The following is a 15190-nucleotide window of genomic DNA, read 5'->3' as shown; positions in this document are numbered from 1 at the left end:
TATGATACCTTATTCTCTCCCAGGTCATTACGCTGTTTTTGAGAAACCTTATTCACTTTCTATATCAACCATAACCCTAATCTAAAGTTAAGTCAAGGGAAGCGAAAAAACATTATCCTTTTCAAACGAGCTTGTGTATACTAAACTATTAAGGGAAATGAGGAAAATAGATGCGTTTAGATAAGCTATTAGAGCAGGAAAAAATAGGCTCCAAAAGAAGAGTCAAAGCCTTGATCAAAAGTAAGCAGGTTTGCGTAGATGGACGAACGATCTTAGATGAGAGTCTGAATGTAGATGCTTCATTGCAGGAAATCGTTGTGGGCAGTCGTAAGATAGAAAATCAGACCCACGTTTATTACATGCTGAATAAACCTCAAGGAATCGTCACAGCCGTAAAGGATGCTAAGCATCAAACCGTGATCGATTTGATCAAGCCAAATGATCAGAGAAGCGGATTATATCCAGTAGGTAGACTGGATCGTGATACAGAAGGGCTGTTGCTTATTACAGATAATGGTCAATTAGGGTATCAGTTGCTGCTGCCTCATAAAAAAGTATTGAAACGCTATGAAGTCATCGTAAATGAACCCTTGACGAAAGCTGATCAGGTTGCCTTTGAAAAAGGAATCGTATTTTCTGACGGAGAAATATGTAAAGCTGCTGAGTTAATAATATTGACTTCCACAATAAATGAAAGTCGAGCCTATCTGGATATCACAGAGGGAAAATTTCATCAGGTCAAGAAGATGTTTTTGTCTGTCGGGAAAAAAGTGACGTATTTAAAACGTATTACAATGGGACCGTTAGTCCTTGATGATACATTAGCATTAGGACAATATCGCCCGTTGAACCAACAGGAGCTTACGAGCCTACTTCCTTATTTCACTATTCATAAAAAAAGAAAAGAGTCTAGAAAATGAAATTTAAAACACTACTATTTGATGTTGATGATACGCTATTAGATTTTAAGTTGACAGAGAAAAAAGCACTACATGCTCTATTTCAAGAAGAAGAAATTCCTTTGACAGAAGAAATCGAAACAACCTATAAAAAAATCAATCATCGACTTTGGCGCGAATTTGAACAAGGTAAAACGGATAAAAAAACAGTGATAGATACTCGTTTTAGTCTATTATTTGAGCAATATGGGAAAAAAGTCGATGGGAAACAGATGGGTGAAAAATATCGCTATCATTTGAGTCAAGGACATGATTTACTAGGAAATAGTAAAGAGATCATTTCTCGCTTAAGACCAGATTATGAATTATATATTGTAACAAATGGTGTTGCTAAAACCCAATATCAACGACTAAAAGATTCACAGATGACCCCTTTTTTCGATGATATTTTTGTGTCAGAAGAAGTAGGGTATCAAAAGCCGATGAAAGAATATTTTGATTATGTATTTGATCGAATTCCAAACTTTGATCGGGAAAAGACAATGATCATTGGAGATTCTCTGGCCTCTGATATTCAAGGAGGAAACAAAGCAGATATCCAAACGCTTTGGCTCAATCCAGAGAACCAAGCAACAGATGGCGTGATCCAGCCAACATATGAGATCCGTAAGCTGGATGATATCTTCACGATTTTAGCGGATTAAAATGAATGTAACCATAACATATCAGTAAACAAAAGTGTAGAACAAAACCTAAATTTAGGTCTTGTTCTACACTTTTCGTATTGTTCCGATCTAAGCAACTGCTATCGCATTTCTTTGTTTAAACATCGATGCTCAAACGTACCATGTCTTTTAAAACTAGTTTATTTTCTAAAATTTCCTCCTCATAATGCCGTATAAAAAAATCTCGGTCGATACCAGTCATGCGAAAGCCGCATTTTTGATAAAGATACAATTGACCAAAACTTGTACTGCCAGTACCAATCTCAACTGTTTTATACGAATGCTCTTTTGCTTGAGTAAGGGCAAAGGAAATCAACTGTTCACCGATCCCTTGCCCTTGAAATTGTTCTAAAACAGCAATGTTTACGATCTCCAATGTTTCTGGTCTTGTGGGAAGCAAAACGACAATGCCAGTGACGTGACCATCATCTAATGATTCAAAACAAAAGCTGCGTTTGATGTATTCTTCGACTAATTCTTTATTTGGATCAGCAGATAGAAGTAATTCTAAGTGAGTAGGGGTAAATGTTTCCACTTTTCTTATAAGCATGGTTTCCTCCTTTTTAGAAGCTGATTTGTTTTCAATTAAAATGATTTTATCAAAAAATGTACATAAAATTGTGGTAATCTCTCTTGTTTCTATTATAATAGATAAAGGTTATTATGACTATTATGTTAAGAGAGAGGTTTCGCTGAATGAAAAATAATCAACCAATCGTGATTGGTGTAACTGGTGGATCTGGTAGTGGAAAAACCAGCGTGAGCCGAGCAATTTTTAATCATTTCCCGAATCATTCGATTATGATGTTGGAGCAGGATTCTTATTATAAAGATCAGAGCCATTTAAGTTTTGAAGAAAGACTGACGACCAATTATGATCATCCTTTTGCGTTTGATACAGATTTACTGATTGAACATTTAAAACAATTGATCGCTTATCAAACCATTGAAAAACCTGTGTATGATTATGTTGCGCATACAAGAAGCTCGGATGTTTTGATTCAGGAACCAAAAGAAGTGATTATTTTAGAAGGGATTCTGATTTTGGAAGACCAACGTTTGAGAGACCTAATGGATATCAAATTGTACGTGGATACAGACGATGATATTCGAATCATTCGCAGGATCAAGCGCGATATGGAAGAACGGGGCAGAACACTGGACTCCGTTATTGAACAATACTTGACCGTCGTCAAACCAATGTATCATCAATTTATTGAACCGACGAAACGCTATGCAGATGTTATTGTGCCGGAAGGCGGAGAAAATCATGTAGCGATCGATTTGATCACTACGAAAGTTGCAAGTATTTTAAACGAAATCTAGAATAGAGTTGATAAAAAACACAAGTAAAAACGCTTGAGAAAATCGAGTGCTTCTACTTGTGTTTTTGTTATTTTACAAAAACTTCAAAAAAGGAACATAGACAAAGCGTTCCAGCTTATAGTATCGTATGAGGTATCTATCAACATGTAAAAGAAAAGTTGGAAAGGGTGATTGAATGCGTGTCTTGGTTATTGAGGATAATCGTGAGTTAGCTTTCTCTGTACAAAAAGGATTAGAGCGAGAAAAATTTTTAGTAGATCTGGCTTTTACTGGTCTAGAAGGAGAAGAAAAAGCTTATGTAAATACATACGATGCTATTTTGTTAGATTTAAATTTACCAGATAAAGATGGATTGGCAATCTTACATTTTTTGAGAGAAAAGGCCGTCGATAGTCCAATCATTATTATTACTGCAAGAGATGAAATAGAGGAACGAGCGAAAGGTCTTGATTTTGGCGCAGATGACTATTTAGTAAAACCCTTTGAGTTGCTTGAATTGACTGCGCGGATTCGGGCAGTTGTACGAAGATTCCATGGACGGGCAACACCGCAAATCAAGATCAATGAATTGATGATAGATCCTGTTAAACGCTGTGCGAGTTATGGGATGCACGAAATTGCTTTAAAACCGAAAGAATTCGATATTCTTTTATGCATTGCACAAAAGCATCCGGCTGTTGTTTCAACAGAGGAGATTGCTGAACACGTTTATGATGAAAATTTTAACCCTTTTTCTTCTGTCTTGAGGGTCCATATGGCTAGACTAAAAAAGCAGCTTGCCCAAGCTTCAGGGAAAGACTTGCTTAAAACAATTCGTGCGAAAGGATATCAATTATGCGAGTAACATTCAAAATCGGTTTAACGATCATTACCTTTGCTTTTTTTATTATTTTAATTATCAGCGGCGGCTTTTTTGCGCTTAAAACAAATTGGCAGTCACTTAACATTGGGGAGTCGATCGGTTCGGCAGTTTATGTTGTAAAAACAAATCAACTGACAGATTTTCAACCAGCTGAGAGCATCGAATTTGCAGCTGAAGAGATGGTAAGTACAGAAACATTGGATGAAATATACATGAATTCGTTTTTGAAGTATTTACCATTGATTATTTTACTCGTTTCATGTGCATTACTGCTTTTAACGATAACCTTATGGGTGGTTTTACGGCGGATATATACAAAACAAATGGTCCGGATCATTCATGATCTACAGTTTTTAGAAAAATTTAATGAAAAAAATGTTGAAGATAAAGCTGTTGCTCACGCTTTTAAACAATTGAAAGACAAACTTGATGGGAATCTGGATGATTACAAACGGCTGAGCAGCTATTTAACGCATGAACAAAAAAATGCGATCGCGATTTTAAGAGCGAATTTGGAGTTGGAGGCAAATGAATCTGGAAATCTGTCTATTTTAGATCGTCTGACGGACAGTATCGACGATGTGTTGACCTTGTCCAACAATGTGGAAGAGCATTCTAGTGAACAGGTAGATGTATCGCTGATTTGTGCAGAGGTTTGTGATGCTTATCAAAAAAGTTATCCTGCACTATCATTTACGTTTGAAGAAACCGAATCAACATTTATCTTAGGAAAAAACCGTTGGATCTACAGAGCTGTTTCAAATTTAGTGGATAATGCTATCAAATATGGAGAAGGCAAACCAATCGATGTTGTCGTTAGTTGTAAAAAGGGCAGTGTCATAGTCAAAATCAAAGATCGCGGTAAAGGAATCGAACTTGAGCGACAACATACGATTTTTACTCATCGTTTTCGAATCAATGCATTAAAACAGGATGGCTATGGAATCGGCTTATCAGTTGTTTCGCATGTATGTAAGTTATGTCAGGGATTTGTTTATGTGGATAGTAAAAAAGATGAGGGCTCAACTTTTTATCTGTCATTTCCGCAAATTTCTCAAAGTTAACATTCAGTTAACAATCGATTTGTTATAGTAGGTTCAAGAAAGGAGTGGAGCAGGAAGATGCTCGTCTTAAAACATGCGCTTTTAAATGTAAAAAGACATTGCTGGCAGCACATGTTGATTGGAAGTTTATTGCTGTTTTTAATTTTTATAGCTTTATCAGCGGGACTCATTTTTACTTCAACCAAGAAATTTGCAGAAGGATACGCACAGCATTTTACACCAATCGTAACGATTTTGCCGACAGATTTAAATGCAGCGCATGAAGAAAAACTAACAAAAGAGGAATATCTTAAATTAGGTCAATCAGATTCTATCGATCAAACAAAGGTAGTCGGGAATATACAAGTCTCATTCGAACACTTAAAACCCCTTGATGAAAAAGGGCAACTCCAAATGGAAACCTTTGATAGTGCTGCAAATCAAATGACACAGGAAGTCATGGGGATCATGCAGGGCTTGGATAAAGAAGGACTTGTACAGGAACTTTTTCAGCGTAATCAGGAAGTCTTCACTGGAACAGTGAATCTTGGCTTGAATGAATGCTTGATCAGTCATGACTTGGCTGAATTAAATGATCTACAGGTTGGTGATACGATTCAGATATCGACGACAGTTGATGGTCAGAAAGAAAAGAAGCGGTTGACTATCGCAGGGACTTACCGGTCAAAAAAGAGAGCTGGGACAACAACGACTTCTGGATGGGGGATATTTCAAGAAAATGATATTTTTACCAACTGGGATACCGTTGAAGGGATGAAAAACTTCCAACAATTAGGCTATATCACAGCTTCTTATAAGTTTAAAGATGTAAAAAGCAGTCAAACATTCTTGAAAAAAATGAAAAGTATGGATAGCCTGAAAAATTACTATCTCATGACCAACGATACGAATAAAAAGTTGTTGCTAAGTCCAGTAAACAGCATGAAGATTTTGTCGGGGAGTCTATTTTTAGGTAGTTTGATTTTTGGAGTAGTAGGACTTGCGTTATTTTCAGCTAGGCGGTTCAAACAGTCACAAACAGAAATCTATTTATTAAAAAATGCTGGTATTGCAAATAGAGAATTGATAGTGAGTAGGTTTGTTGAATTGCTTTTCGTGGCAGCGGTGAGTATTGCGGTAAGTTTTGGATCAGTTGTCTTTGCGGTTCAAACGATTGCAGATTGGCAGTTGAATAGTCAAAAAAATATGATTGGAGATTTTGAACAGATTTCAAATGCGATGATCAATGAATCTTTGACATCTATCAACTCAGTTCCAATTGAGATCAATGGGAGCGCTCTCCTACTGCTCTTAGTGATCACCAGTCTATTCATCATAAGCATTATTTTGATCGACAGCTATAAGATCGTTAAATTTGACCCAATAGAGTTTTTGTTAGAAAGGAATTTAGACGAGTGACGATTCTCTCTCTTAAAAATATAGTTTATACACATAAAAAAAGTAAAGTGACAATGTTAAAAGGGATCACAGTGGATTTTTCAGCAGGAAAAGTGTATGGGATTTTAGGGGAAAATAATGCTGAAAAGACAGCTCTACTGGCTCTTTTAGCAGGATTCGGCAAAATTTCTAACGGTGATGTTCTGTTTAAGAATCAGAATTTTCAAAAAATAGACCGAGATCGTTATCGTAGAAAAGAAGTCGGCACAGTTTTTCAGCAATATAATCTACTTTCTGATGCGAGTGCACTAACGATGTTCAAGCTACTGTCCTGGAGGCAAGGAAATGATACAGAACAGTTTCTTAAACGGCTAAAAGAAGTGGGAATAAATGAGAAACAAGCAAGTAGAAAAATCAAAAAACTGTCTGCCGCAGATCAGCAAAAGGTATCCTTAGCAAAAGCTACGTTGAATGATCCCGAAATCATTCTATTAGATGCTCCGGAAAAGACGCTAAGTGAGCTTTCTCTAGAGGCGATCATGGCTTATTTATGTGTATATGCAAAAAATGAAAACAAGTGCATCATCATTGGTTCGCAATCGCAAAAAATTGCAGCTTATGTAGATGAATTATGGGGGCTGAATGGTGGGAAGCTATCATTTATCAAGGACAATACGGAAATTGACGGGATGTAAAAGGACCCCTTTCTTCCCAGATCAATAAAGAGATTGTACGATGGGAAGGAAAAATGTATGAATTATTGGAATCGGGCATTATGTAGTGTAACAAGAAGAAAAGGGAAATCGATTATTCTATTTGCTGTTATTTTCATTTTAGGAAATGTCATTGCGGGATCTATTGCGATCCAGCAATCTTCGGCAAATGTAGAAAAGAAAATCAAAAATGATCTAGGTGCGATGGTCACAGTCGAATTGGACTTTGACAAAATGATGGAAGAAGGACAGTCGTTTTCTCCAGGTACATTAAAAGAAGAAACCATTAAACAATTAGGAAAATCAACATACGTCAAGGATTTTGATTACAATGTGAAAACGACGTTGTTCGTAAAAAAAATCAAAACCTATGAACAGGAAAATTCTGGTGTAGTCAGTAATATGTCGAATATGCTGAATCTTAAAGGGACGAATTTATTAGAGCCATTGGATTTTAAAGATAAGAATGTGAACTTGGTTGAAGGTAGAACCTTTAAGCAAGATGAAATCAACAATGGAAAAGACGTTGCAATTATTTCAAAGAAAGTCGCAGAAGAAAATGGATTTAATGTCGGTGATAAAGTAGTTTTAGATAGCTCTATAATTGATCATAAGGCTGACGGGTCAATGGAAGAGGTCGGAAGTCAAGATCATCCAGTTGAGATCATTGGTATTTTTGAACCTGCCAGTGTGGAAAAGAAAAAGTCAGATGACAAAGAAAAGCAAGGAATAAATGAGCAATTTTTAGAAACAGAACAATTCAATACAGTATATATGCCAAATGATGCAGTAAAAGCAATCAGTAAAGTTGAATTTGACAAAGGGAAAGAGTTATTGCCGGATCGTTATAAAAATACAGATGGCTCAGAGGCGACATTTGAAGATACTGTTCAAATCACGCCTACGTATAACTTAAAATCTCCGGAAGATGTAGAAGCCTTTAAAGAAGAAGCTAAAGCGAGTATTCCTGAGGGCTACAAATTGAATGCCTCAACAGATCAATATGATCAAGTTGGCGGTACAGTCAAAAAGATGTCGCAAATTTCCGGCTACGTGGTTGTTTTAGCGATCGGTGCGACGTTATTGATCATTTCTTTAGTGGTCATTCTATTTTTACGTGATCGTAAACATGAGCTTGGTATTTATCTTTCTTTAGGAGAAAGTAGAATGAAGGTGATGCAGCAGATTTTGATCGAATTATTGCTGATCAGTCTCGTTGCAATGTGTTTGTCCTTAGTAACAGGGAATTTTCTTGGAAAAATGGTTTCAGAATCCTTAGTTGCCAGCGATGCTTTTTCACAAACTGAAAGCGCGAGTACGAATGGTATGATGATGATGGGCGGAACGACTAATCTGCCGAGTTTAACAAGTGAAGAAGTGACAGGAGCTTATGAAGTGAGATTTTCTTTTAGCTACATCATAACATTTTTGATTGCCGGATTAAGTACAGTTTTATTCTCTGCTGTTTTACCTTTGACGTATGTTTTAAGGCTGAATCCAAAGAAAATCATGATGTAGGAGGAAATCAGAATGACAATTTTACAAGCAAAAAACGTGAGCTATTTTTATCAGGACGGGGACAAACGTCGGATGATTTTACAGGATACATCGATCAATTTTGAGCAGGGGCAATTTTACACCATCTTAGGGCAATCAGGGTCGGGAAAGACGACCTTTCTTTCTTTGATCAGTGCATTAGATGAACCTAAATCGGGTGAAGTGCTGTATAAAGGGCAAAATATCAAGGAAATCGGTTTGGAAAAATACCGCAGAGATGACATTAGTATCATCTTTCAAAGCTACAATTTAGTGCCGTATCTGACTGCTTTAGAAAATGTCTTAGTTGCTATGTCGATCACAGATAATGATATGCCGAAGGATGATCGTGAGGTTGCGTATAATTTATTGGATTATATCGGGATCAATAAAAGTAAAGCGGATCGTTTAGTAGGGCAGCTGTCAGGTGGAGAGCAGCAACGTGTGGCGATTGCCAGAGCTTTAGCAACAAATGTCGATATTATTCTTGCAGATGAACCTACCGGGAATTTGGATGAGGGAATGGAGCAGGAAATTGTCGATATTTTCAAAGATCTAGCTGAAACACATAATAAATGTGTGATCGTTGTTACCCACTCGAATGAAATTGCGAATCAATCAGATAAAACTTATTTTCTAAAGCAAGGTGAGTTGATGTTGAATGAGTGATTTTTTATCAAATTTCAATAAAGACAGCTATAAGGAAACTAAAGAGAAGAAGCAACAGACAAAACAAGAAGAACGACTGCAAAAGCAAGAACCGCTGCCGCGTAACGTGGTAGATAAGCCCGCAGAAACATTTGTGGAGCCAGCCAATGATTTTCAAGCGGCCGATGAGATCATTCCAACTATGAGCAGAAGCCAGGTGGATTCTGAAACGCAGATCGATCCAACGTATCATCAAAAACGCAAAAAAAAGTTTATACTGATTGGAATCGGTGCAATCATTTTGTTAGGCGTTGTCTATTTCACTTATTATCAAATGACGCATGTTAAAGTACCAGATTTTTCTGGGAAAGACTTAGCTGAAGCACGAACATGGGCAACTGAAAATAAAGTAAAGATCGATGTCGAACAGAAATACGATAAGAATGTCGAGACGAATAAAGTGATTACACAAAAATCAAAAAAAGGCAGCAAAATCAAAAAAGGCTCTGAGCTAAAAGTCACAGCTAGTTTAGGTGCAGATCCGGAAGAAAAATTGACATTACCTGATTTTATGACGATGAAAAAATCAGAAGCAGAGCAATGGATCAAAAAGAATCATGCAGATAATATTTCTCTGATCGACGAATACAATGAGACGTTGGAAAAAGGCAAATCGATTCGTTTTGAAATCGTCAATAAAGAAGTCAAGAAGGAAAACTATAAACGTAAAGATAAAGCGAATATGTATTATTCAAAAGGCAAAGAAACGTTTGAAAAGAATATTTCTGTTCCTGATTTCACCAAGAAGCCGAAAGCAGAAGTTGAGAGCTGGGCGAAGACCAATGAAATCAAGGTGACATACGAGGAGGCTAGTTCAGCAGAAATACCGGCGGAAAGTATTATCTCACAAAGTATTGCCAAAGATCAGAAGATAGCTAAAAAAGACAGCATGACTGTCACAGTTTCTTTAGGTAAAGGGTATGTGGTACCGAATTTTGCTGAATATACACAGGAAGAAGCTGGTTCTGCTGTAGAAGGCTTGACTGTCAAGGCGAAAACGATTTTTACCGCGAATGTTCCTTATGGTCAACTGATTTCCCAAAGTGTTGAAGCTGGAACAACGTTGACTAGTAAAGATGATTTAAAGGTAGATGTGTATTACTCATCGGGGCAGCCTTACTTGAAAGATTTGAGGAACAATACGGTCGAAGGAGATCTACAAAAATATTTCTATGAAGAATTTCAATCTAAAGGAGCGAATATTCGATATACTGTGAGATATGTAGATTCTGCTGAACCTAAAGGAACAGTTGTAGGGATGAGCGCATATAATCAGTATGTTCCTTTGGAATATACTGTTGGACTTGATATTAGTTTAGGTAATTTGGCTGGAGCAGCTACTCCTAAAGCGAATAACTCATCTGGAGCAGATTCTGAACCTGATGAAGAAAAGGAAGAACGCTGAGTGGTGAATAAAAGCGATTGAAAAAAATTAGGATAGAAGATCGAATGATCAAGTTTCTAGGAGGTTGGAACAGAAGTGTTCAATTTCGGGAATCAAGAAATAAGAAAGCCCTCCATCTGTTTCCATCGTTTATCTGTTTTTGAAGTGACTGGGTTATAACTCGTAGAGTTATAACCCAGTCACTCTTTTTTTATTAGAATTTAATGAGGAGTAAATATCATCTTTTTTTATGATTAATAAAAACAAATTATTTTGTATTATTTGCATATGAAAATCATTTATATGAAATCAAAATGAAAACGTAACAGTTGATATCTATAATATTTAAACGTTATTTTTTATTTATGTAAATTCATGTATATAAAAGGAAGTTTCTCTTTTTTAGAGAAAATCATTTTTTTATGAACGGAATGTCTTTTTTATATTCGATTTTATTTATAGTTCGTTAAGTATATTTGAATAAAATATCTTTTTGGAAGAACATCTATCTGAAAGGTTTTTCTCATCAAATTTTCCTTTTATAGAGATTATCAAAGTTTTTAGTAAATAGCATAAAATATTGAAAAATTCCAATGTAAAAGCATGATATAATTTACAAAAATAGTGTTTTGTGAATAAGGGGTGATAAATTACGATGATACGAAGAGGAGAAATATTTTATGCGAATCTCTCACCTGTGATTGGTTCAGAGCAAGGCGGGATAAGACCTGTATTGATTATCCAAAATAATAAGGGAAATCTATTTAGTCCGACATTGATTGTTGCTCCGATCACGAGGAATGTGAATAAGAAAATGCAGCCGACACAGGTGAAAGTAGATATTCCGCATGAAGATCGGATGACGCCGTCTTTGGTATTACTAGAGCAAATCCGAACGCTGGATAAAGAACGAATTTTGCATAAAATTTGTCAGTTACAGGATGATGATATGCTGAAGGTCGATCAGGCGTTGAAAATCAGTATTGGTATTCGATAAGTAAAAGTGATACATAAGTAAGTTGTACATAGGCATTTTTTATTTGCAGATAAGCGATATTGGGAAACTGTTGGGGAAATCTGTATCGATGCTTTAAAATGTTAATAATCGATCGGCTGGGAGACATTCACTATCTGTACTTCCAGTTTTTTTGTAAGTGATAAAATAGAGGTTTTTTGAAATTATAGTGAATAATAGCTATAGTAGAGAAAAGGAGTTGAGATGAATGAGACCGATTCGTTATGGGATTTTAAGTACAGCTCAAATTGTGCCTCGTTTTGTTCAGGGAATCAGAAAAAGCCATCAAGGTGAAGCAACTGCGATTGCTTCAAGATCTTTGGCAAAAGCAAAAAAAATGGCAACAGACTTAGCTATTCCAAAAGCTTATGGAAGTTATGAAGAATTGTATCAGGATCAAGAGATCGATATTATTTATGTAGCAACCTATAATAAAGGCCATTATGAAAATGCGAAACAAGCATTGCTGCATGGTAAGCACGTGCTGGTGGAGAAACCTTTTACGCTTGATAGTAAACAGGCAGCAGAACTTTTTGAGTTAGCAGAAAAGAATGGTTGTTTTTTGATGGAAGCTCAAAAAGCAGTATTTCTACCTGTCACTATGCAAGTCAAAGAGGCAATCGAGCAGCAGAAAATTGGACGTATTCAGCTATTACAGTCTGTAACGACCTATCCGAGTGTCGATCATATTTCATGGTTCCATTCTTTGACAGCAGGTGGTGGAGCGCTACATGGCTCAGGCAGTTATCCGATCCAGTATATGCAGTTTTTGTTGGGACAAGGGATTACAGAGTATTATGGAAACGCAACTGCTGAAAAAGGCCAAACAGATGATCAAGCAAATTTGAGCTTAAAATTTCAAAACCAAGTATTAGGGAATATTTTTATTTCTGTTAAAGTAGATATTCCGAGCAAAATGACGATTTATGGTGAAAAAGGCAGAATCGAAATTCCTGAGTTTTGGAAAGCACGTGAGGCGATGATTTATTACAATAATGACAAACAGGAAAAGTTAACCGCTGATTTTGAAAGTGAATTTGAATTTGAGATCGATCATGTGAATAGCTGTTTGAACCAAGGGATGATTGAAAGTCCGATAATGACGAAGGAAATGACCCTTCAGACAGTTACTTTAGTAGATAATCTGTATACGCAATGGTTAAAAGAAGGTCAGGTTGGCTGAAGAATCTCTGTTGCGTTTAAAGAGTATTTATGTTAAAGTAGCTTCATGCGACGAGTTGACTCAATCAGACAGCTTTGCTGTTCCGTTTTGACGGCTAGTGATTGACCAATCCACAGAGGCACATATGTTTAATCATACCTACCGGATGTAGGCGTGTCGGATAAATATTTTTGTGGAGAAGATTTTATCTATTTATGTTTATAAATACTGTGTAAAAAGAAGACTTCGGTCTTCTTTTTTTTATGATCTAATTTGTGCTAAAAAGAGTATTGCACTTGTTGGTGCAAGCGGTATTTAATAAAAGCTATTATCTGTTGCACTAAATGAAAAAGCTTATGAAACTTGAATTTCTGAGTAGAATACTTTGGGTTACTGAGGTAAAATAACAAATAGAATAAGTTGATTTTTTTTTAATAAATAAGAGTATTAAGAAAGTTGCACTTGTGTAAGTGCAACTTTTTTGTGTTGTTTGGCAATAAAAATCAAGCTATAGTTCAATTGTAAGGGAAAGAAAGTTGGTGAGTAGAGTGTCTCTACACTTATCAAAACGCGAAATAAAAATTTTACTGATGCTTTTAGACTTAGAAGAGAGTGTGACGACAAAAGAATTAGCAGATACCTTTCAAGTCAGTGTACGGTCGATCAAATATGATTTAGACAATGTTCGCGAGTGGTTTAAAGAACAAAAGGTTGAACTACATACACGTCGTAACAAAGGGATTTGGTTGGATATTCCAGATTCAGAACGTTTAACGTTGAAAAATGAAATCATTGAGGTCGAACGTTTTGAGACTTATCCAGACCAAGAATTAAGAATCAATCAATTGATTTTTCGCTTATTATTAGCACCCGCACATCTGACATCTCAACAATTGTCAGAGGAGATTCAGGTGAGTCGAAATACGATCATTAGTGATTTAGATCGTGTAGAAGAATTGGTTCTTTCATACGGGCTTGTACTGAATAGGCAAAGCCGTCAAGGGTTTTCGATTGTCGGAGATGAAAGTAAGATTCGTTTATTGATGGAATACATCACACAAAAAGAGATAACAGAATATGACATTTATCAAATCATGAGCTATTTTGTTCAATCTGGTCAGCAAAAAAAGATGCAGGAAGTTCATGTAGGTGTTCATACGATTTTTCAAAGCATCTACCAAGTCGCTTTGAAAGAAATGACGAATCTGATCGATCCTTCTTTATTCGATCAATTCAATTATGCTGAAATTCTTTCAATTACATTGCGAGTCGCAATCGCAGCATCACGTATGCAGCTGCATCATACAGCGGGCGGTTACAAATTGCTCACGAATCAAAAGGTGTTACAGCAAAAACAAGAGTTGCCGTTTTTACTGATGAAAAAAGTGTTTGATCATTATGAATTACCGTTGTTGGCAGATGAATATTTTTATGTTTACAGTGACGTTTTTGTAGCAAATAATCGGCAAGATATTGTTGGTTTGACTGAGGAATTGATCAAAGATGTGTCAGAAGAAGTCAATTTTCCTTTTTACCGAGATCAGCAGTTGTTCACAAACCTTTTTGCTCATTTGTCCTTACGCTTAACGAAAAAGCACCTCTACATCAATGAGTACAATCCTTTTGTTGATGACATCAAGGCTAAGTACCCGCAGCTGTTTTCAGCGATCCAACTTGCAAGTCAAAGTGATATTGTCGGTTCGGCATTACTGATCAATGACTCGTTTATTGCATACATTGCGCTGCATTTTTTAGTAGCATATGAAAAAAATCAGCATGAAATCAATGTTGTCCGAATTGTCTATGTCTGTTCAACAGGTCTTGGTGTGACAAGCTTGATCGAACAAAAAATATTAGAAGAAGTGGCGAATGTCGAAATCGCTGGGTTTGCTTCTGTTTTGAATGCTGTAGACGTGATCGAGGAAAAAAATCCGGATCTCGTTTTAAGTATTTTCCCAATCGAGATCATGAATCGTCCTTTTATCAAAGTCAATCCATTACCGACAGAGGCGGATATCCATAGCATTCAAGAGGAAGTCAATAAAATATTGACGCAGACTAAATCTGGAAAAGTTCCTCGTTTGATCCCACGTCATCAAGTGAAAGAAAAACAGGGAATAGAGGCGGAAAGCAGAGATATTTTAGTGCGGATATATGTCATTTATGAAGAATTGCTCAAAGCTTTTGCTGAAAAGCTGACTTGTGAATATAGAGAAGCATTTTTACTTCATGTGATGTTGATGGTCCATCGTATTACCTTTGATAGTCAGTACGAGAATGAAGGGAATATAGTGAAAGAAACATTGTTGGCACAGCAGGAATTAGTCGGAAAAATCGAACAAATTTTTGCTAAAAACGATTTAATGGTTAATCAAGCAGAAATCACTGCTTTATTGAATTATATACGAGAGGAGTAGCA

General features: G+C 36.3%; 14 protein-coding genes. 13 read left to right on the top strand and 1 reads right to left on the bottom strand.

The genetic code is table 11. The features are described 5' to 3' along the window. The first annotated feature begins 170 nt into the window (after positions 1-170). Both IGI58_RS04650 and IGI58_RS04645 read left to right on the top strand, forming a co-directional pair. Positions 171-920, top strand: a complete 750-nt coding sequence (locus tag IGI58_RS04650) for a 16S rRNA pseudouridine(516) synthase (RefSeq protein ID WP_429954312.1) — start codon at positions 171-173, stop codon at positions 918-920. Further along, positions 917-1603, top strand: a complete 687-nt coding sequence (locus IGI58_RS04645) for a YjjG family noncanonical pyrimidine nucleotidase (protein WP_429954313.1) — start codon at positions 917-919, stop codon at positions 1601-1603. Before IGI58_RS04650 ends, IGI58_RS04645 begins: the two co-directional genes overlap by 4 nt. 118 nt (positions 1604-1721) lie before the next feature. Here the strand turns inward: IGI58_RS04645 and IGI58_RS04640 are convergent, their stop codons facing one another. Continuing rightward, positions 1722-2174, bottom strand: a complete 453-nt coding sequence (locus IGI58_RS04640; protein ID WP_429954314.1) for a GNAT family N-acetyltransferase — start codon at positions 2172-2174, stop codon at positions 1722-1724. A 146-nt stretch (positions 2175-2320) separates the two neighbouring features. On the opposite strand from IGI58_RS04640, the gene udk reads away from it, so the two are divergent. From udk to IGI58_RS04585, 11 genes are all read left to right on the top strand, one after another. After that, positions 2321-2950, top strand: coding sequence for a uridine kinase (gene udk / locus IGI58_RS04635; RefSeq protein WP_088269912.1), 630 nt, complete (start codon positions 2321-2323; stop codon positions 2948-2950). A 175-nt stretch (positions 2951-3125) separates the two neighbouring features. Further along, positions 3126-3794: a response regulator transcription factor gene (locus IGI58_RS04630; protein ID WP_225533526.1), complete on the top strand. Its 669-nt coding sequence runs from the start codon at positions 3126-3128 to the stop codon at positions 3792-3794. Beyond that, entirely contained in the window at positions 3785-4876 is a 1092-nt protein-coding gene (locus tag IGI58_RS04625; RefSeq protein ID WP_429954315.1) for a sensor histidine kinase, read from the top strand. Before IGI58_RS04630 ends, IGI58_RS04625 begins: the two co-directional genes overlap by 10 nt. Before the next feature lie 57 nt (positions 4877-4933). Next, the gene (locus tag IGI58_RS04620) at positions 4934-6274 is read left to right on the top strand and encodes an ABC transporter permease (RefSeq protein ID WP_429954316.1); all 1341 of its coding nucleotides are present in this window, start codon (positions 4934-4936) and stop codon (positions 6272-6274) included. A gap of 53 nt (positions 6275-6327) precedes the next feature. Next, positions 6328-6948 carry an ATP-binding cassette domain-containing protein gene (locus IGI58_RS04615; RefSeq protein ID WP_429954318.1) on the top strand — a complete coding sequence of 207 codons (621 nt, stop codon included), beginning with the start codon at positions 6328-6330 and terminating at the stop codon, positions 6946-6948. 57 nt (positions 6949-7005) lie between these two features. Next, entirely contained in the window at positions 7006-8484 is a 1479-nt protein-coding gene (locus tag IGI58_RS04610; RefSeq protein WP_429954319.1) for an FtsX-like permease family protein, read from the top strand. Positions 8485-8496: 12 nt separating this feature from the next. After that, entirely contained in the window at positions 8497-9171 is a 675-nt protein-coding gene (locus tag IGI58_RS04605; protein WP_225533531.1) for an ABC transporter ATP-binding protein, read from the top strand. Further along, positions 9164-10615 carry a PASTA domain-containing protein gene (locus IGI58_RS04600; RefSeq protein WP_429954320.1) on the top strand — a complete coding sequence of 484 codons (1452 nt, stop codon included), beginning with the start codon at positions 9164-9166 and terminating at the stop codon, positions 10613-10615. The genes IGI58_RS04605 and IGI58_RS04600 overlap by 8 nt, the downstream gene beginning before the upstream one ends. Positions 10616-11249: 634 nt before the next feature. After that, on the top strand, positions 11250-11591 hold the full coding sequence (locus IGI58_RS04595) for a type II toxin-antitoxin system PemK/MazF family toxin (protein ID WP_087640846.1): 342 nt from the start codon (positions 11250-11252) through the stop codon (positions 11589-11591). A 226-nt stretch (positions 11592-11817) separates the two neighbouring features. Further along, positions 11818-12792, top strand: coding sequence for a Gfo/Idh/MocA family protein (locus IGI58_RS04590; RefSeq protein WP_429954321.1), 975 nt, complete (start codon positions 11818-11820; stop codon positions 12790-12792). Positions 12793-13319: 527 nt separating this feature from the next. Continuing rightward, positions 13320-15188, top strand: coding sequence for a BglG family transcription antiterminator (locus IGI58_RS04585; RefSeq protein WP_429955369.1), 1869 nt, complete (start codon positions 13320-13322; stop codon positions 15186-15188). Positions 15189-15190: the final 2 nt, after the last annotated feature.

This window comes from Enterococcus sp. AZ020 (assembly GCF_050499205.1).
GTDB lineage: Bacteria > Bacillota > Bacilli > Lactobacillales > Enterococcaceae > Enterococcus_L > Enterococcus_L dunnyi.
This window is presented reverse-complemented; position numbering and strand designations above follow the sequence as displayed.

Coding starts and splice junctions, on each gene's coding strand:
- IGI58_RS04625 (WP_429954315.1), top strand. CDS start 3,785: ATGCGAGTAACATTCAAAATCGGTTTAACGATCATTACCTTTGCTTTT.
- IGI58_RS04640 (WP_429954314.1), bottom strand. CDS start 2,174: ATGCTTATAAGAAAAGTGGAAACATTTACCCCTACTCACTTAGAATTA.
- IGI58_RS04630 (WP_225533526.1), top strand. CDS start 3,126: ATGCGTGTCTTGGTTATTGAGGATAATCGTGAGTTAGCTTTCTCTGTA.
- IGI58_RS04620 (WP_429954316.1), top strand. CDS start 4,934: ATGCTCGTCTTAAAACATGCGCTTTTAAATGTAAAAAGACATTGCTGG.
- IGI58_RS04605 (WP_225533531.1), top strand. CDS start 8,497: ATGACAATTTTACAAGCAAAAAACGTGAGCTATTTTTATCAGGACGGG.
- udk (WP_088269912.1), top strand. CDS start 2,321: ATGAAAAATAATCAACCAATCGTGATTGGTGTAACTGGTGGATCTGGT.
- IGI58_RS04590 (WP_429954321.1), top strand. CDS start 11,818: ATGAGACCGATTCGTTATGGGATTTTAAGTACAGCTCAAATTGTGCCT.
- IGI58_RS04600 (WP_429954320.1), top strand. CDS start 9,164: ATGAGTGATTTTTTATCAAATTTCAATAAAGACAGCTATAAGGAAACT.
- IGI58_RS04610 (WP_429954319.1), top strand. CDS start 7,006: ATGAATTATTGGAATCGGGCATTATGTAGTGTAACAAGAAGAAAAGGG.
- IGI58_RS04650 (WP_429954312.1), top strand. CDS start 171: ATGCGTTTAGATAAGCTATTAGAGCAGGAAAAAATAGGCTCCAAAAGA.
- IGI58_RS04595 (WP_087640846.1), top strand. CDS start 11,250: ATGATACGAAGAGGAGAAATATTTTATGCGAATCTCTCACCTGTGATT.
- IGI58_RS04615 (WP_429954318.1), top strand. CDS start 6,328: ATGTTAAAAGGGATCACAGTGGATTTTTCAGCAGGAAAAGTGTATGGG.
- IGI58_RS04645 (WP_429954313.1), top strand. CDS start 917: ATGAAATTTAAAACACTACTATTTGATGTTGATGATACGCTATTAGAT.